General features: G+C 43.3%; 19 protein-coding genes. 14 read left to right on the top strand and 5 right to left on the bottom strand.

Going from position 1 to position 23,972, the window contains the following annotated elements; translation table 11 throughout:
* The first annotated feature begins 8 nt into the window (after nucleotides 1-8).
* The 3 genes from NXH67_RS17790 (at nucleotide 9) to NXH67_RS17780 (ending at nucleotide 3,366) form a co-directional block, all read left to right on the top strand.
* A complete protein-coding gene (locus NXH67_RS17790) occupies nucleotides 9-1,103 on the top strand; it encodes a S66 family peptidase (RefSeq protein WP_272798226.1) in 1,095 nt (364 codons plus the stop codon).
* Nucleotides 1,096-2,532 carry a GH25 family lysozyme gene (locus NXH67_RS17785; RefSeq protein WP_272798225.1) on the top strand — a complete coding sequence of 479 codons (1,437 nt, stop codon included), beginning with the start codon at nucleotides 1,096-1,098 and terminating at the stop codon, nucleotides 2,530-2,532. Before NXH67_RS17790 ends, NXH67_RS17785 begins: the two co-directional genes overlap by 8 nt.
* Before the next feature lie 141 nt (nucleotides 2,533-2,673).
* Nucleotides 2,674-3,366 carry a hypothetical protein gene (locus tag NXH67_RS17780; protein ID WP_272798224.1) on the top strand — a complete coding sequence of 231 codons (693 nt, stop codon included), beginning with the start codon at nucleotides 2,674-2,676 and terminating at the stop codon, nucleotides 3,364-3,366.
* A 71-nt stretch (nucleotides 3,367-3,437) separates the two neighbouring features.
* Here NXH67_RS17780 and NXH67_RS18330 read toward each other — a convergent pair whose 3' ends face one another.
* From NXH67_RS18330 to NXH67_RS17765, 4 genes are read right to left on the bottom strand one after another with little or no spacing between them, the layout of a single operon-like run.
* On the bottom strand, nucleotides 3,438-4,508 hold the full coding sequence (locus NXH67_RS18330) for an ABC transporter substrate-binding protein (RefSeq protein ID WP_330676769.1): 1,071 nt from the start codon (nucleotides 4,506-4,508) through the stop codon (nucleotides 3,438-3,440).
* Nucleotides 4,509-4,518: 10 nt separating this feature from the next.
* Nucleotides 4,519-5,298 (bottom strand): ABC transporter permease, encoded by a 780-nt coding sequence (locus NXH67_RS18325; protein ID WP_330676768.1) that lies wholly within the window; start codon nucleotides 5,296-5,298, stop codon nucleotides 4,519-4,521.
* Nucleotides 5,295-6,086, bottom strand: coding sequence for an ABC transporter permease (locus NXH67_RS17770; protein WP_272798291.1), 792 nt, complete (start codon nucleotides 6,084-6,086; stop codon nucleotides 5,295-5,297). Before NXH67_RS17770 ends, NXH67_RS18325 begins: the two co-directional genes overlap by 4 nt.
* Nucleotides 6,087-6,108: 22 nt before the next feature.
* Complete coding sequence (locus NXH67_RS17765) at nucleotides 6,109-7,182, bottom strand: ABC transporter ATP-binding protein (RefSeq protein ID WP_272798223.1); 1,074 nt, start codon at nucleotides 7,180-7,182, stop codon at nucleotides 6,109-6,111.
* 163 nt (nucleotides 7,183-7,345) lie between these two features.
* On the opposite strand from NXH67_RS17765, the gene NXH67_RS17760 reads away from it, so the two are divergent.
* Nucleotides 7,346-8,425 carry a lactonase family protein gene (locus NXH67_RS17760; RefSeq protein WP_022778451.1) on the top strand — a complete coding sequence of 360 codons (1,080 nt, stop codon included), beginning with the start codon at nucleotides 7,346-7,348 and terminating at the stop codon, nucleotides 8,423-8,425.
* 100 nt (nucleotides 8,426-8,525) lie between these two features.
* Here the strand turns inward: NXH67_RS17760 and aroC are convergent, their stop codons facing one another.
* On the bottom strand, nucleotides 8,526-9,626 hold the full coding sequence (gene aroC / locus NXH67_RS17755) for a chorismate synthase (RefSeq protein ID WP_272798222.1): 1,101 nt from the start codon (nucleotides 9,624-9,626) through the stop codon (nucleotides 8,526-8,528).
* Nucleotides 9,627-9,833: 207 nt separating this feature from the next.
* Here aroC and NXH67_RS17750 point away from each other — a divergent pair, with 207 nt between their 5' ends.
* From NXH67_RS17750 to glgX, 10 genes are all read left to right on the top strand, one after another.
* Nucleotides 9,834-10,955: a M15 family metallopeptidase gene (locus tag NXH67_RS17750; RefSeq protein WP_272798221.1), complete on the top strand. Its 1,122-nt coding sequence runs from the start codon at nucleotides 9,834-9,836 to the stop codon at nucleotides 10,953-10,955.
* Nucleotides 10,956-10,968: 13 nt separating this feature from the next.
* A complete protein-coding gene (gene tgt, locus NXH67_RS17745) occupies nucleotides 10,969-12,150 on the top strand; it encodes a tRNA guanosine(34) transglycosylase Tgt (protein WP_272798220.1) in 1,182 nt (393 codons plus the stop codon).
* Between the two features lie 105 nt (nucleotides 12,151-12,255).
* Nucleotides 12,256-12,615 carry a preprotein translocase subunit YajC gene (yajC, locus tag NXH67_RS17740; protein ID WP_022778447.1) on the top strand — a complete coding sequence of 120 codons (360 nt, stop codon included), beginning with the start codon at nucleotides 12,256-12,258 and terminating at the stop codon, nucleotides 12,613-12,615.
* A gap of 79 nt (nucleotides 12,616-12,694) precedes the next feature.
* Nucleotides 12,695-14,059, top strand: a complete 1,365-nt coding sequence (locus tag NXH67_RS17735; protein WP_022778446.1) for a TrpB-like pyridoxal phosphate-dependent enzyme — start codon at nucleotides 12,695-12,697, stop codon at nucleotides 14,057-14,059.
* Nucleotides 14,060-14,082: 23 nt separating this feature from the next.
* Nucleotides 14,083-15,186 (top strand): 3-isopropylmalate dehydrogenase, encoded by a 1,104-nt coding sequence (gene leuB, locus NXH67_RS17730; RefSeq protein ID WP_022778445.1) that lies wholly within the window; start codon nucleotides 14,083-14,085, stop codon nucleotides 15,184-15,186.
* A gap of 73 nt (nucleotides 15,187-15,259) precedes the next feature.
* Nucleotides 15,260-16,858: a glycosyltransferase family 39 protein gene (locus NXH67_RS17725; RefSeq protein WP_272798219.1), complete on the top strand. Its 1,599-nt coding sequence runs from the start codon at nucleotides 15,260-15,262 to the stop codon at nucleotides 16,856-16,858.
* Between the two features lie 18 nt (nucleotides 16,859-16,876).
* The gene (gene ilvD / locus NXH67_RS17720) at nucleotides 16,877-18,553 is read left to right on the top strand and encodes a dihydroxy-acid dehydratase (protein WP_026668683.1); all 1,677 of its coding nucleotides are present in this window, start codon (nucleotides 16,877-16,879) and stop codon (nucleotides 18,551-18,553) included.
* 27 nt (nucleotides 18,554-18,580) lie between these two features.
* Complete coding sequence (ilvB, locus tag NXH67_RS17715; protein ID WP_272798218.1) at nucleotides 18,581-20,266, top strand: biosynthetic-type acetolactate synthase large subunit; 1,686 nt, start codon at nucleotides 18,581-18,583, stop codon at nucleotides 20,264-20,266.
* 14 nt (nucleotides 20,267-20,280) lie between these two features.
* Nucleotides 20,281-21,798, top strand: a complete 1,518-nt coding sequence (locus NXH67_RS17710) for a L,D-transpeptidase (RefSeq protein WP_272798217.1) — start codon at nucleotides 20,281-20,283, stop codon at nucleotides 21,796-21,798.
* A 48-nt stretch (nucleotides 21,799-21,846) separates the two neighbouring features.
* A complete protein-coding gene (gene glgX, locus NXH67_RS17705; RefSeq protein ID WP_272798216.1) occupies nucleotides 21,847-23,931 on the top strand; it encodes a glycogen debranching protein GlgX in 2,085 nt (694 codons plus the stop codon).
* Nucleotides 23,932-23,972: the final 41 nt, after the last annotated feature.

The raw sequence follows: 23,972 nt of genomic DNA, 5'->3' as shown, positions 1-23,972 counted from the left end.
GAGTATTTATGATTAAACGACCTGAATATATTTCCAAGGGAGATACAATAGGAATCACAGCTCCGGCATTTGCACCGTCTATTGAACCCTACAGTCTAATGTACGGTGTGGCTGTAAAAAAGCTTAAGGAACGTGGCTACAACATCATTGAGGGACCGACAGTATTTACCGGCGACGGTATAGGAATCAGCACAGACCCCAAAGTATGTGCCAAAGAACTGGTTGAATTCTACACACGAGATGATGTGGATGCTATTATATCTGCCGGCGGCGGTGAGCTGATGAACGAGACCATAACCTATGTGGACTTTGAAGCGCTTAAATCCGCTAAGCCTAAGTGGTTTCTGGGATATTCCGATAATACCAACTTTATATTCCCTTTGGTTACTATTAGCGGTGTAATGGGAATATACGGACCTTGCATTTGCCATTTTTCCAAGGCTTGGGAAAAGCCTGAGGATGATGTATTTGCTCTTTTGGAAGGGACAGGCACGAGCTTTACCGGCTATGACAGATTCGTAAGACCAAGGCCAAGAACTTCGCCTCTCGAGGACGGAGCGCCAAGAGATGAGGCGAGCCTTGAGAAGTTATTCAGCGTTCCTTATGATTATGATGCGGATAAGATACTGGTTTCTTATGACTGCGTAGGAGGCAAGGCGGTTAAGGCGGGGGATTCACAGACTCTTAGCATGAGCGGAGTGCTCCTCGGAGGTTGTCTTGATGTGCTGGAACATCTTGTAGGTACCAGATTTGACAACATGAAGAAGTTCAATGAAGAGAATCCGGATGTTATCTGGATGCTGGAAGCCTGTGATTTTACTACTTTGGAAATAAGAAGATCTCTTTGGAATCTGAGGGAAGCCGGATGGTTTGACAGTGCGAAGGGATTTCTTATCGGAAGACCCTATGGAGCTTTTGAGAGCAACATAATGGGTGTTGATCAGTACAATGCGGTTACAGCCATGCTGGAAGGCTTGGGAGTGCCGATAATCCTGGATGCTGATTTCGGACATCTGGATCCGCAACTTGCGCTTGTTATGGGGGCTAAGGCAAGCGTAACAGTAACAGGAAACGATATGAGGGTTGATTATTTAAATGGTTAAAACAATGCAAAGAGTTCTTCTGGCATTAACTGGAGTCCTGATTATTGTGATAATAATGGGACTCTTTGTTTTTGGAAATGACAGTGAGAGCGAAGATTTAGCAAGTTCACAAGACAGTAACATATTTGAGGAAGTCAGTGCGCTGGAAGCTCTGAGTGTAGGGGCAATTGACGGAGACACTCTTAGAGCCGAGCACGGAATTGACAACTCTTCGGTTGCGGGAGCGTCAAGGGAGCCAAGAAACTGTGTGGTAGATATTTCGCTCAGGTCTATTCAAAAAGACCTGAAGATCAAGTTCTCCGACAGCGAGACAGGTAAGCTGATAGACAAGGTACCTTTTACCGTGTCTGTTAAGAGCAGTGAAGGCACAAATATCTACGATGATACCGACAGAGATGGAATAATCTATATTCCTACAGTACCCACCGGAGATATAACAGTCTTTATGTCTGATATTACTGAGGGCGATGCCACCTACAGAGCATCCAAATCCCAGACCATTACAGTTGCTGAGAAAATCCAGTATGCCAAGATTGATGTCTCCGATGAGATCAAAACCGAGGATCAGGTCAACGTGGCAGAGGAAGATACCAAAGTTCAGGATGTGGATGAAACAACAGGCGGAGCTGATGGCAAAAGCTCTGATGCCGCTGCGGAAACAGCTACAGAACCTCAGGAATCCTATGATGAGGATATTTCAGAGGATGCTGAGGATCTGATTGCACAGATAGAAGAGGAGGCAGGGGCTGCCGAAATAAGCAGGCAGGCTCAGTCAGGTACCATTGACAGACCGGCCGAACCTGAGCAGCCAAGTAATGAAGAGGTGGAGCAGGCTCACGCCGGAACCAAAGGAATTGACGTATCCAAGCATAACGGAAATATTGACTGGGGTGCAGTTAAGGGAGCGGGTATTGATTTTGCCATCATAAGATGCGGCTACAGAGGTTCCAGCTCCGGAGCCCTTATTGTGGATCCGATGTTCTCCGAAAATATAAACGGCGCCAAGAATGCAGGTTTAAATGTGGGTGTATACTTCTTTTCGCAGGCTGTTAATGAGGCAGAGGCTGTGGAAGAGGCTTCCATGGTTCTTGAGCTGATAAGTCCCTATAGCCTTCAGTATCCTGTTTATATTGATGTTGAGAAGAGTAACGGACGAGGAGATGCTATAAGTGCGGATGAGCGTACTGCAGTTACAAGAGCCTTCCTGTCTACGATTCAAAACGCCGGATATTCCTGCGGTGTATATTCCAACAAGCTTTGGTTTGAGAATCGCATCAACACCGGAAGTCTTCTTGACTATAAGATATGGCTTGCCCAATATGTGGATCTGCCAACCTATACAGCTACCCGCTATGATATGTGGCAGTATACCTCCAAAGGACAGGTGCCCGGAATTGGCGGCAATGTTGATATGAATGTTTTGAAATAAAATCGGTTTCTGAAATATAAATCACTGCAATAGTAATAACAAAATTATGATATTTAGAGAAATTTAATCGTTTACCTAAGTGGACATTGGCTATAATAAAATAGATGGACAACATATTTTTGTTATGAGAGAGGTGTATATATGTTTAGTAAGAATCGTTCTTTAAAAACTATTGTTGGAATTCTTTTCTCATTGTTACTGATGGTGGGGCTTACCGGAAATACCGCCTATGCCTATAGCGAGATACCTGCTTGTTTTGACTTTGGTGATACGGTTCTTTCTATTGATGCCGGCGGATGCAAGGAGGTGTGGTTTAGGTCTACCTACAACTATACATATTTTGTTGGACCTCATACCAGTACAGGGACTTATTGTGAGTGCTCTTTCAAGAGCGGTACCGAATATATTAAGCTTCATATCGGAGCAGATGAGAAAGAGAAGAATGTCTTTTTCCATTTCTATGTAGATGATGATAAAGTGCCTACCAAGGATCTTCATGACAACATAGAAGTATATGTTCAGAAAGCAGCTGCAACATCAGAGTCTATTGCAGTACCAATCGCCGGCGGTAGCGGAACGCTCACAAGAACCGGAAATATTGCTATGCTGTACAATTCAAAGGGAGTTGCGATGGCATCCTTCTCATTATCCAAGGGAGCAGGAAATATGGCTTCCATAGGACTTAAGGGAGTTGCAAATAACGGAAGTAACTATTTTGACGTTGTATCGGGAAATAATGCCACACCTATGATATCTGAATCCGATAAGGCGGTGATGATTGCCAATGGATATGCAGGCGTGTGTGTGAACGGTGTATATAAGAACTGGCCATAAGATATTTACTTTACAGAAAAAATGGGCCAAGAGGTTAGTTGTAATCCTCTTGGCCTTAATTTTGCCTTATTTTAATCTACTGATTTTACTTCCATCCAGGAATCGTTATAGAGCTTATCTCCATCTTCACCAAGGTACTGGTAAGACTCAGTGGGGAAGGTGCTAAGATCGGGGAAGGCCACTTTGGAATTTTTGATGTCCTCATCCTCGATATTCTCCTGAGCCACGGTATTGGGAGTGGAGTAGGTTATATATTCAAAGTTACGAAGAGCGATATCGCCTCTGCACATGAAATCAATCCACTTCTTAGCATTCTCCACGTTCTTGGAGCCTTTGGTGATAACCCAGGAATCAATCCATACATTGGTGCCTTCCTTGGGAACCACATATACAAGGTCAGGATTCTCTCTGGCGGTATAAATGGCTTCTCCGGAATAGATAACGCCAAGGGCTGCTTCTTCGCCGATCATTTTGTCTCTTACCTGATCGATAACATAGGCTTGTACGAGAGGTTTCTGCGCAATGAGGTCATCGGTGGCGACTCTGAGTTCATCCTCGTTTTTGGTATTCATGGAATAACCGTTTCTTAAGAGGGATACCATGAATGCGTCTCTTACTGAGTCCTGCATAAGAATCTGACCTGAATATTTCTCATCCCACAGGATATCCCAGCTGTCAACCACATCGTCAACCATGGTCTTATTATAGAGGATACCAACGGTTCCCCAGCAGTAGGGCACTGCGTATTTGTTGCCGGGATCAAAGTCGGAAGCGGATTCATAGTACTGGGCACCGATATTGGCTGAATTGGGAATGCTGCCAAAATCAAGCTCCTGAATCAGGTCATTTTGTATCAGCTTCTGAACCATATAATCAGAAGGGCACACAACATCATAGGCTGAGGAGTCCTGAGCCAGTTTGGCATACATGATCTCGTTGCTCTCAAAGGTATCGTATATTACCTTGATGCCTGTTTCTTCTTCAAATTCATCGATTACTTCTTCGTCAATGTATTCGCCCCAGTTGTATACATAGAGCTTGCCATTCTCTCCGGAGGCGGAATCGGAGCCACAGCCGGACAGGGCAAATACGGATACTGTCATGGCGACTGAAAGAATCATTGATATAATTCTTTTTTTCATAATTTCCCCTTTATTTTTTATTTGTCTTACTTGCAGGTGCTCTGTTGACGATGAACAAAAGAACCAGCACTACGACAAAGATTATTGCAGAAAGAGCGTAAATTTCAGGTTTAATACCTTTTTTGACCTCACTGTAGATAAGGGTTGAAAGTGTTTCAAAGCCCGAACCCTTGGTGAAGTAAGTGATGATAAAGTCATCAAGTGACATGGTAAAGGCCATGAGTGCTCCGGACACTATACCGGGAACAAGGTCCGGCAAAACAGTCTTGGAAAATGCATAAGCAGGTGAAGCACCAAGGTCCAGTGCTGCCTCATATACATAAAAGTTCATGTTCTTGATTCTTGGCATAACGCTCAGCATTACAAAGGGAATGTTGAAGGTTATGTGAGCCAGAAGAATAGTTGAAAAACCTGAATTTAAGTGAAGGAATCTAAAGAGCAGCATCAGTGATATACCTGTTACAATATCCGCATTGATCATGGGAATATTGGTTATGCCCATGATGACTGAGCGCATCTTTTTGCTGATTCCTATCATTGCTATGCAGGTGAAGGTTCCGATGATCGTTGAAAAAACAGTGGCCAGTACAGCGATGGCAAGAGTGTTCACAAGGGCTGAAGCAACAGCCTCATCGGACATAAGGTTCACATACCAGTTCAGGGTAAAGCCGCCCCATTTTGCCCTTGATTTACTTGAGTTAAAGGACAAAACGATCAAAGTAACTATGGGGGCATACATAAAGATCAAAAGGAGAGCAAGGTATACTCTTTCAAATACTTTTTTCATCATGAAAGCCCTCCCTGTTTATCAAATATTGATTCAACCACCATGTTGATCAGGATGAAGATCATAAGCACGATGGAGAGACCGCTACCAAGATGCCAGTCATAGAGCTGTGTAAATTCCTGCTCAATGACGTTACCGATCAGAAGTATCTTGGATCCGCCCAGCATTGTGGAAATCGCGAAGGTTGTAAGCGCCGGTATAAATACCATTGTGATTCCGCTGATGATACCGGGAACTGACAAGGGCAGTGTTATTCTCAAAAAGGTCTGTAAAGAGTTAGCTCCCAGATCTCTTGCTGCATTGATCACGTTGTCATCGATCCTTGACAGTGAGTTGTATATCGGAAGGATCATGAAGGGCAGGAAGTTATATACCATACCAAGGATAATGGCTGAAGGCGTGTTGATGATGTTTATTGTAGGCAGATGCAGGAATTCCAGCACTGTGTTGATAACACCTTTGCCTTCCAGAAGAGTCATCCAGGTAAGAGTCCTTAACAGGAAGTTCATCCACATGGGCAGTATAAAGAGGGTTACAAGAAAAGTATTCCTCTTAAGCTTCATGGAGGACAGGATCATTCCCAAAGGATAGGCCAATATAAAGCACACAAGTGTGCTGGCAAGGGCCAGACCAACAGAGCGCCTAAGTGCTTTGAGGTATCCGGGTTTGGCAATTGTGGCGATATTTGAAAAAGTCATGGCGCCGTGGGAGTCGGTAAGGCCGTAGTAAATGACCATGCAAAGGGGAACCACGATGAAAATCAGGGCCCAGGCAATGTATGGAGAGGACATTAGATAGGCGCTTTTTTTATTCTTAAACAGTTTCACTGATTGCCTCCTCATCTTCAGACTCAGGTACGTTCATGATCTGAATATTAAAAGGATCTACCTTGATACCAACCTTGGAACCTACTTCAGAGAGCTTGGTTGAATGAACAAGCCATTCATAGCCATTAGCCATTACATCCATTTCATAGTGTACACCTTTGAAGGTGAGGCCTGTTACGACACCTTCGATGGTTCCTGCTTCAGGAGCGACAAGCTCAACGTCCTCAGGTCTTATAACAACGTCAACCGGCTTATTCTCACCGAAACCTGTATCTACGCAGTCAAACTTCGCACCGAGAATATCAACCAATTTGTCTCTTACCATGGTTGCACGGATGATGTTGCTGTCACCGATAAAGTCTGCAACAAAGGCATTCTCAGGTTCATTGTAGATTTTCTCCGGTGAGCCTTCCTGCTGGATGTAGCCCTGGTTCATTACAACGATATGATCTGACATTGTAAGAGCTTCTTCCTGATCATGGGTTACGTAGATGAAGGTGATGCCAAGCTCTTCTTTGAGTCTCTTAAGCTCATACTGCATGTCTTGGCGCATCTTAAGGTCCAGTGCCCCGAGTGGCTCGTCCAGAAGAAGAACCTTGGGTTCGTTAACAATAGCTCTGGCGATGGCGATTCTCTGCTGCTGACCGCCGGAGAGTGAGTCGGGCATACGTTTCTCGTAGCCTTCGAGATTAACCAGTTTCAGCGCATAGCTGATCTTGTCTCTGATGTATGCATCGGATTTGTTCTTGATCTTAAGTCCAAATGCGATATTGTCAGCGATATTCATATGGGTAAAAAGAGCATATTTCTGAAAGACAGTGTTGAGCTGTCTCTTGTTGGGGGCGAGAGAGGTGATATCCTGTCCGTCAAAAATGACACGGCCCATATCAGGCTTCTCAAAGCCTCCGATTATTCTAAGGGTTGTGGTCTTACCACAGCCTGAAGGCCCCAGCAGTGTAACGAAGGAATTTTCATATATTGAAAGATTAAGGTCATCCAGAATAGTGGTGCCGTCGTAAGATTTCGTGATATGTTCAAGAGTTATCAGATCTTTTCCCATTTTCATACTCCTCTTTTTACTTATTATTATAAACAATCTACTTTATTTTAATAAAGTCAGCACTAGTGTCAATTACTTTTTACATATTTAAAGTTTTTTTTTCTTGTGTTAGAATGATGTTAAATGCAAGATTATTCATAAGGCTTAGGAGGCATGTTTTACAATGGCTGGAAAAGACAAGTATGTAGCTTATGTTTCAAGCTATACTTCAGGACTTGGTACCAAATACGGAATCAGGATCTATGACGTGGATCTCAAGAATGGACGACTTACAGAGAAACAGAAGGTTGAGATCACCAATTCCTCATATATAGGCATTTCTCATGACAACAAGACTCTTTATTCCATTACCGATGCGGGTGTTGAGTCCTATCATATTCTTGAAGACGGAAGCCTTGAGTTTCTTAATGAGGCTTCAATTAACGGAATGAGAGGATGCTATCTCAATGAAGATCAGCATGACAATTATCTTATAACCGCCGGATATCATGATGGCAAGGTCACAATCCTCAAACTTAACGAGGATGGTTCCATCGGTGAGATAACCGATGAGAGATATCACAAGGGTCTTGGCACAGCAGCCGGCAGAAACCATGTACCTCATGTACAGTGCATCAAGGTTTCCAAGGACAACAAATATCTGCTTGCTGCAGATCTTGGTATGGATAGAGTTAATATTTATTCTCTGGACATTAATACAGGTAAGATCAAAGAGGTTGATGTTATCCACTGCGATCAGGAATCATCACCCAGACATATGCAGTTCTCCAAGGACGGCAAGTTCCTCTATGTATGCCTTGAACAGAAGTGCGGTATAGACGTATATCAGTATGAAGAGATCGACGGAGAGCCTGAATTCACTAAGATTCAGTCAGTATCCAATTCAGATGAGTCGGATTCTCTTGGCGTTGCAAGCTCAGCTCTTACATTCTCCGAGGATTACAATTATCTCGTTAGCTCAACAGCAGGAGAGAACAATGTTGTAGTATATAAGGTTGACAAGGAGACCGGTCTTCTTACCAAGAAGATTCAGCTTCCTATAGCGGGAGAGTATCCCAAGGATGCAGCTCTTTTCCCTGATAACAAGCATCTTGTATCCCTTAACCACGAGTCTGATTCACTTACATTCTTCACAGTGGATATGGACAAGGGGACACTTGTAATGAACGGACCTGAGCTTCCTGTTTCAAGACCGAACTGCATTGTATTCCATAAGCTTGATAATGTAAAAGAGAAAAAGTAATAGATAAATAACCGGATTATTTAAGCCATGTATCTTGACGAGTCGAGATACATGGCTTTTTGTATGAGACAGATAATCAGTAAAAAGGTAATGCTTATAGTTATTTGTTATAGAAATCGGTAATATAAGAGGCCCTGCTGGACATGTTTGAGATCATGAGATCCAAAAGAACAATGGCACACATGGCTTCTACGACTACGACAGCCCTGGGAACAACAACGGGATCATGGCGACCGTGGATGTTGATATCGATATTTTCTCCGGACTTGTTAACGGTCTGCTGAGTTCTGGCAATACTTGGAGTGGGCTTGATATGAGCGCGGAGAAGAATGTCGCTGCCGTCACTTATGCCACCGATAATGCCGCCGCTGTGATTGGTTTTCTTGGTAACTTTGTCACCTGACATGATAAAGTTGTCATTGTTTTCGGAACCTTTGTATCGTGAAACGGAAATACCGTCTCCGAATTCCACTGCCTTCACAGCACCGATACTTACAACGGCCTGTGCCAACAGAGCATCAAGCTTGTCAAAAACAGGTTCTCCGACTCCTGCAGGAACGCCTGTTATTCTGCATTCTATCGTGCCGCCGATGGAATCTTCCTCTTCACGGCATTTTCTGATTAGTTCCATGGCTCGTTCACTGGCCTTGACATCAGGCATTGAGGTAGGTGTTCTGGTAATTGCATCTTTGTCAAAAGAGGAATAGTCAATCTCAACGTCACCGATGGATCTGGTATATGCCATAACTTCTATGCCCATCTGCGACAAAAGCTTCTTGCAAAGAGCGCCTGCGGCAACCCGGCCTACAGTTTCTCTTCCGGAGGATCTACCGCCGCCTCTGTAATCTCTGAATCCATATTTGGCATCAAAACAAAAGTCAGCATGACCGGGGCGATAATAGTTCGCGATATCACTGTAATCAGAAGATCTCTGGGAAGTGTTGCGGACTAGGAGAGCAATAGGTGTTCCTGTGGTCTTACCCTCGAAAACTCCGGACAGTATCTCAACCAGATCGTCTTCCTTCCTCTGTGTTGTTGCCTCGCTGGTTCCGGGCTTACGTCTGTCAAGGAGTTTCTGAATGTCCTCCGGGTTTAGCTCCATGCCTGAGGGGAAGCCGTCAATCACGACACCCAAAGCTGTTCCGTGGGATTCACCGAAGGTTGAAATTCTGATATTTTTACCAAAGCCTGAACCTGCCATAAATACCTCTTTTCCGAATAATTTCTCAAATTGTATTTAAAAGTTATTATAAGCTAACACCCATGGCTGCGCCATCTTTTTATTTTGACCAAATAAGTTAATGGAATATTAGCAAAAACTAATGAAATTATCATAAATTCGAGCTATAATGTAAAGCGTAATTTTATTTTAATTTTCAAAATATCCGAATCTGAGGGGATTTCTGATATGAATGCGGGGAATTTGCAGAAGAAACTTACCTTTAAGCAGAAGGTGGTTTCCAAGGTTGAGAAGTTTAATCGAAAGCACAAAAGGCTTTCTTTTTTAGGTATAGCCTATGCTTTATCAATGATATTTTGTTACAATGTACTGTTTTATTTCTACAGAAACGCCAAGCGTTTTACTTCTCTTGCGTGCATAGTACTGTTTTTTGCAACCAGCAGTAGCTTTGCATATCCGACAATGTCTGTGGGAATCAGCTTTGCAACACAGGTTAATACTCCGGTTAATGACAGTCTTTCATCGGAGGCTGTTTCTGATACTGTAATTTCAGATACTGTTGTTACAGAATCCGACGCAAGACTTGCTGTTATTGAAGATGTCGATACTTCACTTATTGAGGAGGCCAAGGACAGCGAGAACCCTGATGTTGCAGAGGCAGAACATCTGGATCCACAGAAGCAGGCTTCCCTTGACGATATTCTGAATGCTACGGGAGATGACTCTTATGAGGAAGAGGATTCTACCGTAGATACAGAATCAGGAACGACTGAGTTTAACAGCGATGACTGGAAGCTTATTCTTGTTAACAAACAGCATCCTATACCGGATGATTATGAATTCCATCTCGGAACCATCAGCGGCAATCTTCGCTGCGATGAGAGAATAATCACACCGCTTCTTGATATGATGAAAGCCGCAAGGAAGGACGGAGTCAGCCTGATTATCTGTTCGCCTTATAGAGATATGGACAGACAGACGATGCTCTTTAATAACAAGGTGAAGAGATACATGGAAGGCGGTATGTCCTATATGGATGCTTTTAATCTGGCATCTCAGGCAGTTACCGTTCCGGGAGCATCCGAGCATCAGATCGGACTTGCTATTGATATCATAAGTGATGGGTATTCAAGCCTTGATGAAGGCTTTGGTAATACTGCAGCCGGCAAATGGCTGGCCGCCAACAGTTACAAATATGGCTTTATCCTCAGATACCCCAAGGGAAAAGAGGATATTACCAGTATAGAATTCGAGCCATGGCATTTCAGATATGTTGGGGTTGACGCAGCCACATTTATATCGGAAAATGATATCTGCCTGGAGGAATTCTGGAGTATTTACGTTAAATAAATAAGAGGTTTGAATGTATAAAATAATTAAGAAGGACGGAAATGCCAAGAGAGCTGAGTTCACTACAGTTCATGGCAAGATTCAGACACCTGTTTTCATGAATGTGGCTACAGTGGCAGCCATTAAAGGCGGTGTTTCAACGCAGGATCTTGAAGAAATCGATACTCAGGTGGTTCTGTCCAATACCTATCATCTGCACTTAAGACCGGGGGACGATGTGGTCTACAGAATGGGGGGACTTCATAAGTTTATGTCCTGTAATAAGCCTATTCTTACAGACTCAGGCGGGTTCCAGGTCTTTTCTCTTGCTAAGACAAGAAAAATCAAGGAAGAGGGAGTTTACTTCCACTCACATATCGACGGTCACAAGCTCTTCATGGGACCGGAACAGAGTATGAGGATTCAGTCTCATCTTGGCTCGACAATTGCCATGGCCTTTGATGAGTGCCCTTCCGCCAAGGCTGAACACGAATATGTTCAGATGTCGGTGGATAGGACAACAAGATGGCTTAAACGCTGTAAGGCTGAAATGGACAGGCTCAACGGACTTCCCTATACGGTTAACCCGCATCAGATGCTGTTTGGTATTAACCAGGGAGCGATATTTGATGATATCAGAATAGAGCATGCCAAGATCATCAGTGATCTGGATCTGGATGGATATGCGGTAGGCGGTCTTGCTGTAGGAGAGAGCCACGAAGAGATGTACCATGTTTTGGAGACAGTAGTGCCTTATCTTCCTGAGAATAAACCTACATATCTCATGGGAGTCGGAACTCCTGCCAATATTCTTGAAGCTGTTGAAAGAGGAGTAGACTTCTTTGACTGCGTATATCCAAGCAGAAACGGTCGTCACGGTCATCTATACACGAACAGAGGACATATCAATCTTTTGAATGCCAGATATGAGCTGGATGACAGCCCTATAGAGGAAGGCTGTAAATGTCCTGCCTGTCAGAGATATTCCAAGGGCTATATCAGGCATCTTCTTAAGGCCAATGAGATGCTGGGACTTCGCCTTTGTGTTCTTCACAATCTGTATTTCTACAATCATATGATGGAAGAAATCAGAGATGCCATAGAAGCCGGAAACTTTGCTCAGTACAAGAAAAAGAAACTGGAAGGCATGCAGGAATTTGACGCAAATACCGTTTCAGACGGATATAACATTGCACGAAATTGGCGAAAAGGTTAATTTTGTAATGTAAAAAAAGGTTAAATATTGCATACTTGAATTATCATCTTATCTTTAGTATTATTTATTGGTGTATTATTAATCTTAAGTTTTTTGGAGGATATTATGGGATTATTACTTACAGCTGATGCTGCACAGGGAGCTACAGCAGGCGGCACATTTATGATGATCGCGGTTTACGTTGTTTTCATCGGATTCTTATACTTTATTATGATTCGTCCTCAGAGGAAGGAGCAGAAGCAGAAGGCTCAGGTTCTTTCAGCTCTTGCAGTGGGCGATAGCGTACGTACAACAGGCGGTTTCTTTGGAACTGTTATCGATATCGATGATGACACTGTAATTGTTGAGTTTGGTAATAACAAGAATTGCCGTATCCCCATGGCTAAGGAAGCAATCGTAGAGGTTGAGAAGCCTGAGGATGCTGTTGTAACATCTGATGATTCAAACGATACCAAGAAGAAGTAAGTCAAAAATGACTCTTATGAAAGCCTGGTTGGGGTCACCCAATCGGGCTTTTTAAAAATACGCGTTGGGAGGAGTTAATATGAGTAACATACCCTATAAGATTTACTTAGAGGAGAACGAATTACCCAAGGATTGGTACAATGTCAGGGCAGATATGAAGAAGAAGCCCGCACCCATCCTTAACCCTGCAACACTTAAGCCGGTAACAGTTGATGAGCTGTCACACATTTTCTGCCACGAACTGGCACTTCAGGAGCTCAATGATACCGATGCCTACATTCCGATTCCGGATGAGATCAGAGAGTTTTACAAGATGTACAGACCTTCACCTCTTGTAAGAGCTTATTTCCTTGAGAAAAAGCTTGGAACTCCCGCTCATATCTATTACAAGTTTGAGGGAAACAATACCTCAGGCTCTCACAAGCTTAATTCCGCTATTGCTCAGGCATATTATGCCAAGAAGCAGGGCCTTAAGGGCGTTACCACAGAGACCGGAGCAGGTCAGTGGGGAACTGCACTTTCCATGGCCTGTGCATATTTTGATCTTGCCTGTCATGTATATATGGTTAAGGTTTCCTATGAGCAGAAACCCTTTAGACGTGAAGTAATGCGCACCTTTGGCGCAAGTGTAACACCTTCACCTTCTATGGATACTGAGATTGGAAGAAAGATCAACGCTGAGTTCCCCGGAACCAACGGATCTCTTGGATGTGCTATTTCAGAGGCTGTAGAGGCAGCTACCTCCAAGGAAGGCTACAGATACGTTCTTGGATCTGTACTTTCTCAGGTACTTCTTCACCAGTCTGTTATCGGTCTTGAGACCAAGGCAGCTCTTGATAAATACGGAATCAAGGCAGATACCATCATCGGCTGCGCAGGTGGCGGATCTAACCTTGGCGGACTTATTTCTCCTTTCGTTGGAGAGATGCTCAGAGGTGAAGCTGATTATGACATTATTGCTGTTGAGCCTGCTTCCTGTCCTTCACTTACAAGAGGTAAATATGCGTATGACTTCTGTGATACCGGTAAGGTATGTCCTCTTGCCAAGATGTATACTCTCGGAAGCGGATTTATGCCTTCAGCCAACCATGCCGGAGGACTTCGCTATCACGGCATGAGCTCAGTTGTTTCCGAACTGTACGATCAGGGACTTCTCTCAGCAAGAGCTGTGGAACAGACCAGTGTATTTGAAGCTGCTGAGATGTTCTCAAGAGTTGAGGGTATTCTTCCTGCACCTGAGAGTAGCCATGCTATCAGAGTTGCCATCGATGAGGCTCTTAAGTGTAAAGAGACAGGAGAAGAGAAGAACATTGTATTTGGTCTTACAGGAACAGGATATTTCGATATGGTGGCATATCAGAAGTTCAACGACGGTGATATGTCAGATTATATCCCTTCTGATGCTGAGCTTGAGAAGTCACTTTCACAGCTTCCGCAGGTTTAACTCAAATATTTACGGAGGAGATTATGAAGAAGAACATTACCTGTATTCCCGGTGACGGAATCGGACCTGAGATTGTTACAGAAGCTAAGAAGGTTCTTGATAAGGTTGCCGAGGTTTTTGGGCATGAATTTGTTTACAAAGATATTCTGATGGGCGGCTGTTCAATAGATGCCTGCGGTGTTCCTCTTACCGATGAGGCGATTGCCGATGCCAAGGCTGCAGATGCAGTACTTATGGGATCTATCGGAGGCAACACCTCTACATCGCCCTGGTACAAGCTTGAGCCTTCACTTCGTCCTGAGGCCGGACTTCTTAAACTTAGAAAGAGTCTTAATCTATTCGCTAATTTAAGACCTGCTTACCTTTATCCTCAGCTTAAGGATGCATGTCCTCTTAAGGCTTCAACCGGCGAGAAGGGCTTTGATATGCTGATTATGCGAGAGCTTACCGGTGGACTCTACTTTGGCGATAGACATACTGATGAAGTAGAGGGCGAACTTGTAGCAACTGATACACTTACTTACAAGGAGAGCGAGATCCGCCGTATTGCCATCCGCGCCTTCGATGTTGCAAGAAAGCGCAGAAAGAGCGTAATAAGTGTAGATAAAGCTAACGTCCTTGATTCCTCCAGACTTTGGAGAAAGGTTGTAGAGGAAGTTGCTAAGGACTATCCCGATGTAACTCTTGAACATATGCTTGTAGATAACTGTGCAATGCAGCTCGTTAAGGATCCTGCTCAGTTTGATGTGGTCCTTACTGAGAATATGTTCGGGGATATCCTTTCCGATGAAGCAAGCATGATTACCGGCTCCATTGGTATGCTTCCCAGTGCTTCACTTAATGACACGACATTTGGACTTTACGAGCCAAGTCACGGCAGTGCTCCGGATATCGCCGGACAGAACATTGCCAATCCTATAGCTACAATACTTTCCGCTGCAATGATGCTTAGATACAGCTTCAACTTTGACAAGGAAGCTGATGCAATTGAGAATGCTGTTAAAAAAGTCCTGGAAGAGGGCTATAGAACCGTTGATATTCTGCCTAAGTCAGAAGAATCGGCATTTACCAAGACCAGCTGCAGCGAAATGGGAGACCTGATTGCTGAACGAATCATTAATAGCTAAAACTGAAAAGAAGGTATACAATTTTTTACCCCATGAACCAGAGACCATTGCGGTCACGTTATTTATTATCGGGATGGGAGCCTATTACTTATGGAGAATGTTTGCCATTACTCCTGTATTTACGGAACTGTATACCTATTACAATTTCATCAGCAGAGGTCCTGTTTATTCGGCTTTGCACTGGACTATGCCAAATGACCATATAGGTTATGCGGTTATTGCTTCAATACTTACACTGCTTGGGAATTCTTATCTGGGACTTAGAGGAGTATCTTTTGTCTGTGCAATCGTCAATCTGATACTTATGTACAAGATAACTTCAAGATATTATTCTCACGGACTTCCACTGGCGTCGACAATTCTATATGCTTCCATGAAGATGGTGAATGAGTTCAGTGTTCAGGGAAGAGGTTATACACTTGGAACCACATGTTTTCTTGCCGGCATATATCTTTTGGGAGATATATGCAAAGCGGGAGAGAGCAGGAAACCGCATTTTAAGCTCCTTGGATTCTTCATGGTGCTTGGCATTTATACTGTGCCGATAAGTGTGTTATGGGTTTTACCTACCTGTGTTGCGGCTTTTACATTCCTCTTTATCAATGGAATGAGAAGTCGCAGCGTATATGGGAACAATTCCGAGAACATATACTACAGAAAGCTTAAGGGTATACTTGGAGTTTCAGCTGTTTCCATGATTGTGACCATGTTCTTATATTCTGCAGTGTGGCTGTCATTGGGAACCAATCTGCTGGTCAATGCGGAAGGTGCCATGGAGAAATACGGCGGGCTTAAGTCCTCAGTACTTCTGAGAACTCCGGGGAAAGCCTGGTTTACAGGTGCGGATCTGATGATGTCGCAGGCGTATGTACAAAAGATTGATACGCAGGCTTTCAGCAGGCAATTTGGTAATTGGATCTTTGAAGTTCTTGAGATGATCACTCCCGGCGTCAGCATGGTAGTCATTTTGTTCCTGGTAACAGGATTATCGGTACTGCTGGTAGAATGTATCAGACACTTTGAGTACAGCAGAACCGTTATTAATTTGATTGTTATTGTTAATTTTATTCTTGTGGGATTTATGCTTGTAATCAGGCACGAACTTCCTTATGCTGAGAGCTTTTTCTTTGGAGGAGTTCTAATATCGCTGTGTATCTGCGGAGTTTTGGAGAAAATCATTAACTTCGGCATTCGCATCTACAACGGTATTATGGAAAATACAGATGCTGATAATGCACCCCATAAGGAAATTGAGATAATTAATAAAACAGATAAATGGTATAATTCAGCATTTGTGTATTTACCTGTTTTGGTGATATTTATCTACTTTTTGATACGTATTTCGGGTCCTCAGTTCAATATGCAGCTGGGTGAGAGGGAAAATGATCTTTTCAACTCACTGTATGTTGCGAATGTTTCAAATAAGAGCAAGATTGCCGCTCTGGACTGTGATCAGAGATATCTTTTGAAATTTGGTTGGAACATTGATTGTCTGAATACGGATGTAACAGGATGTGATCTGGTGATTCTTGATAAGGTCCTTCTCGAGGATGAATATCTGGGAGAAAATCATTGGAAATTCTATGCATTTCACGATGATATTAACTGGGACTATATTGAATCAATGCATGTCAGATATGAAAATGAAAATTTTTTGGTTTATACAAGGTAAAGGAGAGAGAACATGGCTATGAATAGTGACAGAGTTATGGAAGGCCTTCAGCAGGCTCCACACAGAAGTTTATTTAATGCACTTGGATTTACCGAAGAGGAGAGAAGAAAACCTCTTATCGGTATTGTCAGCTCATACAATGAGATCGTTCCGGGACACATGAATCTGGATAAGATTACTGAGGCTGTTAAGCTTGCGGTTGCAGAAGCCGGTGGTATGCCCGTAGTTGTTCCTGCTATTGCTGTTTGCGACGGCATTGCCATGGGACATATCGGAATGAAATATTCCCTTGTTACCAGAGATCTTATAGCCGATTCCACTGAGTGTCTTGCTAAGGCACATGCTTTTGACGGAATGGTATGCATACCCAACTGTGATAAAAATGTACCGGGACTTCTTATGGCAGCTGCCCGTGTTAATATTCCTACAGTATTTGTTTCTGGCGGTCCTATGATGGCAGGAAGAGTAGATGGTCACAAGACTTCACTTTCTGCCATGTTTGAAGCAGTTGGTTCGGTATCTGCAGGCAAGATGACCAATGCCAAGCTCTGCGAGTACGAAGAAAAGGCATGTCCTACCTGCGGCTCCTGCTCAGGTATGTATACAGCCAATTCCATGAACTGCCTCACAGAGTCAATCGGAATGGGACTTCCCGGTAACGGTACTATTCCTGCGGTATATTCTGCAAGAATCAGACTTGCCAAGAAGGCCGGCTATGCAGTAATGAATCTTATTGAGAAAAATATCAGACCAAGAGATATTATGACCAAGGAAGCATTTATGAATGCGCTTGCTATGGATATGGCTCTTGGATGCTCAACCAATACAATGCTTCACCTTCCTGCTATCGCACATGAGGCAGGGGTTGATCTCAACATGGAGATTGCTAATGAAGTATCTTCAAGAACCCCTAACCTTTGCCATCTGGCTCCTGCTGGTCCTACTTACATGGAAGATCTGAACGAGGCAGGCGGTGTTCTTGCTGTAATGTCTGAGCTGGTTAAGAAGGATCTTTTGAATACCGATCTTATTACAGTTACAGGTAAGACTATCAAGGAGAACCTTGAAGGTGTAACTAATCTCAATCCTGAAGTTATCAGACCTATTGAGAATCCATATATGCAGTCAGGTGGAATTGCTGTTCTTAAGGGCAATCTTGCACCTGATACAGGTATCGTCAAGAAATCTGCAGTTGCACCTGAGATGATGACCCATGAGGGTCCTGCAAGAGTATTTGACTGTGAAGAAGATGCTATTTCCGCAATTCTTGGTGGCAAGATTAAAGAGGGTGATGTAGTAGTTATCAGATACGAAGGCCCTAAGGGTGGCCCCGGAATGAGAGAGATGCTCAATCCTACATCAGCTATCGCCGGAATGGGCCTTGGCTCAACTGTTGCACTTATAACAGACGGAAGATTCTCCGGAGCAAGTAGGGGAGCGTCCATCGGACACGTATCTCCTGAGGCTGCTGTTGGCGGACCTATCGCACTTGTTGAAGAAGGCGATATCATCAGCGTTGATATTCCTAATAATGCTCTTAATGTCAAGGTATCCGATGAGGAGCTTGCTGCAAGAAGAGCTAAGTGGCAGCCAAGAGAGCCCAAGGTAACAACCGGCTATCTTGCAAGATACAGAGAACTTGTTACCAGCGGAAACAGAGGAGCAATCCTTGAGATTCCCGGTACTTCAAAATAATATTTGCCAGACGAGGAGTGTGAAAAAATGCAGCTTACAGGAGCACAGATTGTTCTTGAATGTCTTAAGGAACAGGGAGTAGATACCGTTTTTGGTTATCCCGGAGGAACAATCCTTAATATCTACGATGAATTGTACAAACAGCAGGACAACTTCCTGCATATCAGAACCTCCCATGAGCAGGGAGCTGCCCATGCGGCAGACGGCTATGCCAGATCAACAGGCAAGGTGGGCGTATGTATGGCTACCTCAGGCCCCGGTTCAACCAACCTGGTTACAGGTATTGCTTCCGCATATATGGATTCAGTGCCTATGGTTGCGATTACCTGTAATGTTAATCTGCCTCTTCTTGGCAAGGATACCTTCCAGGAGGTTGATATCGCCGGAATTACAATGCCTATCACTAAGCACGGCTATATTGTAAAAGATGTTAAGGATCTTGCCGAGACTTTGAGAAAAGCTTTCAAGATCGCAAGAACAGGCCGTCCCGGTCCTGTACTTGTGGATATCACCAAGGATGTTACTGCGGCACATTGCGATTATCGTAAGGAGAAGATTTCTGAGGAAGAGCCTGAGAAAAAGTATACTTCCGATGAAATTGCAGCTGCGGTTAAGATGATCAAGGCTTCCAAGAGACCCTTTATCTATGTCGGAGGCGGCGCTGTTATCTCCGGAGCATCCAAGGAACTTAAGGAGTTTGCAGAGCTCATTGATGCTCCTGTATGCGATACGCTTATGGGTAAGGGTGCATTTGACGGAACTCACAAGCTCTATACAGGCATGATCGGTATGCACGGAACCAAAACCTCTAACTTTGGCGTTTCGGAGTGTGACCTTTTGATCACTTTAGGTGCAAGATTCTCTGACAGAGTAACCGGCAATGCCAAGACTTTTGCATCCAAAGCTAAGATTCTTCAGATAGATATTGATGCTGCTGAGATCAACAAGAACGTAAGAATAAACTATGCTATTGTTGGTGACCTTAAGCAGGTTCTGGGGGATCTCAATGAAAAACTTGAAAAGATGGATCACAAGGAATGGATTGCCAAAATAAGTGATTATAAAAAGAAATTCCCTCTGTCCTATGAGACTGACAAGCTTACCTGCCCTTATATCATCGAGGAGCTTGATAAGCTTACCAAGGGCGATGCGATTATCTCTACTGATGTAGGACAACATCAGATGTGGGCTGCCCAGTATTACAAATTCAGATCACCCAGAACCTTCCTTACTTCAGGAGGCCTTGGAACCATGGGCTACGGCCTTGGCGCCTGCATAGGTGCTCAGGTAGCTAACCCTGACAAGCTATGCGTAAATATTGCGGGAGATGGCTGCTTTAGAATGAATATGAATGAGCTGGCCACAGCATCAAGATATAATCTTCCTATCATTGAGATTGTTATCAACAACAATGTTCTTGGTATGGTAAGACAGTGGCAGACTTTGTTCTATTCACAGCACTATTCACAGACTATTTTTGAGGACAAAGTGGATTACTGCAAGGTAGCCGAGAGTCTTGGCTGCGATGCAATTCGTATCAGCAAGAAGTCTGAGGTTGCACCTGCTCTTAAGAAGGCTATAGCCTCCAAGAAGCCTGTTCTTCTTGAATGCATAATAGAAGAGGATGACAAGGTATTCCCTATGGTTTCACCCGGAGCTTCCTTAAGCGAGACCTTTGACGCCAAGGATCTTGCGGAAAAGTCTAAGAATTAAAAGAAGTGGGGAGTATGAAAAAAGGTTTTAAAATTTTTGGTTTATTTATAACAATTGGGCTGGTGATTTTCGCCGGCCTTTATGTTCTTCTTGGAATGTACTATACCGACGGATTTCCATGTTTTACCTGGATAAATGGTGTTTATTGCACCGGAATGACCGTGGAACAGGTCAATACTGAACTTGTGGCGCAGTACAAGTGCGAAGATTTTGTCATTAAAGGCACAGACGGAGAAGAACTGGTAATATCACCTGAGGATGTGAACCTGAAAGTGGATTTTACAGGGCCTCTGAGAGAGTTCATTGATAATTCCAACCCATATGCATGGGGACTTAACGTATTTAAGAATCTGGTTGTTCAATATGAGCCTGATATAACTTATGACAGATCGCTTCTTCTTGATAAGGTTGCAGCGTGGGAGATTTTTGAAGAAAAAGAGATTCCCAATGTCACTATAGTTAAGGGCAACGGGTATGAACTTCACGATGCTTACAATCTTGTTCCGAACAAAGAAAATATTCTTAATGCTGTAAATATTGCTTATGATACGCATAAGACTACACTTGATCTGTCGGAAACAGAAGGCTGCTACGAAGAGCTTCAGCTCTCTGAGCAGGATCTAAGGACAATTGCCCTCTTTGACAAGCTTGATGAAGTCCAGAGCTGCGGTATCAGCTACTCTGTAATTGGCGAGGAGATACCTGTCAATAAGGAGCAGGTATCGAAATGGATACTTACAGATAAGGATCTGGAGGCAGCGCTGGAAGAGGAGTATGACAAAAAAACTCCCGGTATGGGACTCTTTATCGCCGGAAACAGGGAGATAATGGATCTTGAGGAGGAAGGCGTTCTGGCTGAAGATGGATTTCTTTTTGACTATGATGGAAATCTGATCATCAGTGAACGCAAGATGTATGAATTCCTCAAGGGAATTGAAGAGACCTACGATACCTCCAGATTTCTTGAAAATTATAAAAACGGCACCGGAACTGAAGTTTTTTACAGGGATAATTCCAGAGGAAACGGAAGTCTTATTGAGATTGACGAAGAATTCGAATATCTTAAGGCGGCATTTTTGGCAGATACCAAATCTGCATCCGTTAAAAGAGAAATATCTATGGCTGATGGTGTAAAATCCTTCGATGCTGCTAAAGAGCTTGGTCAAACCTATATCGAAGTAGATATGGGCAAGCAGGAGCTTCGCTACTACGTTGACGGACAGCTCAATATGGAGATGCCCGTGGTTACCGGTAATATTAATCGCGGGAGAGGTACTCCGACAGGAGTCTACAACATTTACAACAAACGCTATCACACCTATCTTAGAGGCGCTGATTATGTTTCCTACGTCAATTACTGGCTTGGTGTACACAAGGGAGTCGGTATTCATGATGCTAACTGGAGAAACAAATTCGGAGAAGAAATTTATAAACGCGACGGTTCGCATGGCTGCATTAACTGCCCTGAGTCCCAGGTAAGTCAGCTGTGGGAAGTGGTGGAAGTAGGAACCCCTGTAGTGTTATATTATTAATAGTGCTACCGATATAAAGTGTTTCGTTATTTGACGAGAGGCATTTATATGAGACTTGTTGATACTTTTCCTACCAACAAGATAAAAGGACTTGAATATCGAATCGGGCGTATTATGCCCTTTGGAGCGACAGTCACCGATGGAGGAGTAAACTTTAGTATTTACTCCACTGAGGCAAGGGGCTGTACGCTCCTTTTGTTTAATCACGGAGCAAATAAACCCTTTGTTGAGATACCTTTTCCGGAGGAATTTCGTATCGGGGATGTCTATACCATGATGGTATTTGGCTTAAACATCGAGACTGTTGAGTATGGATACCGGTTCGACGGTGAATATGCGCCGGAAAAGGGGCTTCGATTTGATAAGAGCAAAGTTCTCCTTGATCCATACGCCAAATCAATTTCCGGGCGTTCTGTTTGGGGGAAGGAGCGGGGGAAAGATGATTTTCAGCATCGAGGACAGATAATCAGAGAAGATTATGATTGGGAAGGCGATAAGCCGTTAGAGCTTCTGCAGCAGGATCTGATTATTTATGAGATGCATGTGAGGTCTTTTACGGCTCATCAGTCCAGTGGTGTGAAATACAAGGGAACTTATGCAGGAATTCTTGAAAAGATTCCATACCTAAAAGAGCTTGGTATAAACTGTATCGAATTGATGCCTATATTCGAATTTGATGAATTTGAGAACTCCAGAGTAGTAAATGGACAAAGACTCCTGAATTACTGGGGATATTCTACTGTGGGTTTTTTTGCACCAAAAGCAGGGTATGCTGCATCTGCGCCCTTTGGTATGGAGAGCGATGAGCTCAAAAATATGATAAAGCACCTGCACAGAAATGGTATCGAAGTAATATTGGATGTGGTGTTTAATCATACAGCTGAGGGGAATGAAAACGGCCCTTATATTTCTTTTAAAGGTATTGATAACAGGAATTATTATCTTTTGACGCCGGATGGAGGTTACTATAACTTTAGCGGTTGTGGCAATACTATGAACTGCAATAATCCTGTTGTCAGAAACTTTATTCTGGATTGCCTAAGGTACTGGGTATTTTCCTACCATGTGGACGGATTCAGGTTTGATCTGGCATCTATCTTGTCCAGAGATGAGGATGGACATCCTATGATGAATCCACCACTTCTTGAGAGTCTTGCTCATGATGCTGTCCTTGGCAAGAGTGTTCTTATTGCAGAGGCCTGGGATGCAGGCGGGTTGTACCAGGTAGGAAGTTTTCCTTCATACAACAGATGGGCCGAATGGAATGGAAAATACCGTGATGCTATAAGGCAATTTGTAAAAGGAACAGGAGAGCTTGCGCCTGAAGCGTATAGAAGAATACGTGGCTCGGAGGATCTGTACGGAGGTAAAAGTCCGTTACTGTCAGTAAATTTCATTACCTGTCACGATGGATTTACGCTTAATGACCTGGTATCGTACAATGATAAGCACAACGAAGGAAACGGTGAGGATAACAGAGACGGTTCCAATGACAATTACAGCTGGAACTGCGGGGCAGAGGGCGAATGCGACGATCCTGAGGTTAATGAATGCAGACTTAAGCAGATGAAGAATTTCATGACAATCCTTCTAACCAGCCGAGGAATGCCTATGTTTCTCTCCGGGGATGAATTTGCCAATTCTCAGAAAGGCAATAACAATGCCTACTGTCAGGACAATGAGATATCGTACCTTGACTGGAACGATATTGACAGAAACAGAGAACTCTTTGAATATGTGAAAAACCTTATTGCTTTCAGGAAGGCTCATCCTGTATTGACTTCAGCAAGTTATGATTTTGGTCCCAACGGCACCGGATATCCGGAGCTGTCATTCCATGGCACAACCCCTTGGGAACTGGATGAGAATGCTTCCAATCTGTCTTTTGCATACCTATATGCGGAAGACCATACAAAATTTGGCACAAAAAAAGATACATTCATTTATGTTTTGGTTAATTCATATTGGGAAAAGAGAATTTTTCATCTTCCAATCATTCCCAATAACATGAATTGGCACATAAAATTTGATACAAATTCATCTGATTTTAACTTCAAAAAAATTAAAAAATATTCAAACAAAGAGACAATTGAACTACAACCTCGATCAACAATTATACTCGTGGCAATCTAAAAATTTGGATTGAAGAATTTTGGAAAATAGCTATAAATACA

It is taken from the genome of Butyrivibrio sp. DSM 10294 (assembly GCF_028539135.1).
Lineage (GTDB): Bacteria > Bacillota > Clostridia > Lachnospirales > Lachnospiraceae > Butyrivibrio.
Note: the sequence above shows the minus strand (reverse complement) of the source record. Positions and strands in the feature narration are given on the sequence as shown.

Bases quoted from the DNA above. Each gene is read 5' to 3' on its own strand.
- glgX (WP_272798216.1), top strand. From the start codon at position 21,847: ATGAGACTTGTTGATACTTTTCCTACCAACAAGATAAAAGGACTTGAA.
- NXH67_RS17785 (WP_272798225.1), top strand. From the start codon at position 1,096: ATGGTTAAAACAATGCAAAGAGTTCTTCTGGCATTAACTGGAGTCCTG.
- NXH67_RS17710 (WP_272798217.1), top strand. From the start codon at position 20,281: ATGAAAAAAGGTTTTAAAATTTTTGGTTTATTTATAACAATTGGGCTG.
- ilvD (WP_026668683.1), top strand. From the start codon at position 16,877: ATGAATAGTGACAGAGTTATGGAAGGCCTTCAGCAGGCTCCACACAGA.
- NXH67_RS17790 (WP_272798226.1), top strand. From the start codon at position 9: ATGATTAAACGACCTGAATATATTTCCAAGGGAGATACAATAGGAATC.
- NXH67_RS17770 (WP_272798291.1), bottom strand. From the start codon at position 6,086: ATGTCCTCTCCATACATTGCCTGGGCCCTGATTTTCATCGTGGTTCCC.
- NXH67_RS17750 (WP_272798221.1), top strand. From the start codon at position 9,834: ATGAATGCGGGGAATTTGCAGAAGAAACTTACCTTTAAGCAGAAGGTG.
- yajC (WP_022778447.1), top strand. From the start codon at position 12,256: ATGGGATTATTACTTACAGCTGATGCTGCACAGGGAGCTACAGCAGGC.
- leuB (WP_022778445.1), top strand. From the start codon at position 14,083: ATGAAGAAGAACATTACCTGTATTCCCGGTGACGGAATCGGACCTGAG.
- tgt (WP_272798220.1), top strand. From the start codon at position 10,969: ATGTATAAAATAATTAAGAAGGACGGAAATGCCAAGAGAGCTGAGTTC.
- NXH67_RS17765 (WP_272798223.1), bottom strand. From the start codon at position 7,182: ATGGGAAAAGATCTGATAACTCTTGAACATATCACGAAATCTTACGAC.
- NXH67_RS17725 (WP_272798219.1), top strand. From the start codon at position 15,260: ATGGGAGCCTATTACTTATGGAGAATGTTTGCCATTACTCCTGTATTT.
- aroC (WP_272798222.1), bottom strand. From the start codon at position 9,626: ATGGCAGGTTCAGGCTTTGGTAAAAATATCAGAATTTCAACCTTCGGT.
- NXH67_RS18330 (WP_330676769.1), bottom strand. From the start codon at position 4,508: ATGAAAAAAAGAATTATATCAATGATTCTTTCAGTCGCCATGACAGTA.
- NXH67_RS18325 (WP_330676768.1), bottom strand. From the start codon at position 5,298: ATGATGAAAAAAGTATTTGAAAGAGTATACCTTGCTCTCCTTTTGATC.
- NXH67_RS17760 (WP_022778451.1), top strand. From the start codon at position 7,346: ATGGCTGGAAAAGACAAGTATGTAGCTTATGTTTCAAGCTATACTTCA.
- NXH67_RS17735 (WP_022778446.1), top strand. From the start codon at position 12,695: ATGAGTAACATACCCTATAAGATTTACTTAGAGGAGAACGAATTACCC.
- ilvB (WP_272798218.1), top strand. From the start codon at position 18,581: ATGCAGCTTACAGGAGCACAGATTGTTCTTGAATGTCTTAAGGAACAG.
- NXH67_RS17780 (WP_272798224.1), top strand. From the start codon at position 2,674: ATGTTTAGTAAGAATCGTTCTTTAAAAACTATTGTTGGAATTCTTTTC.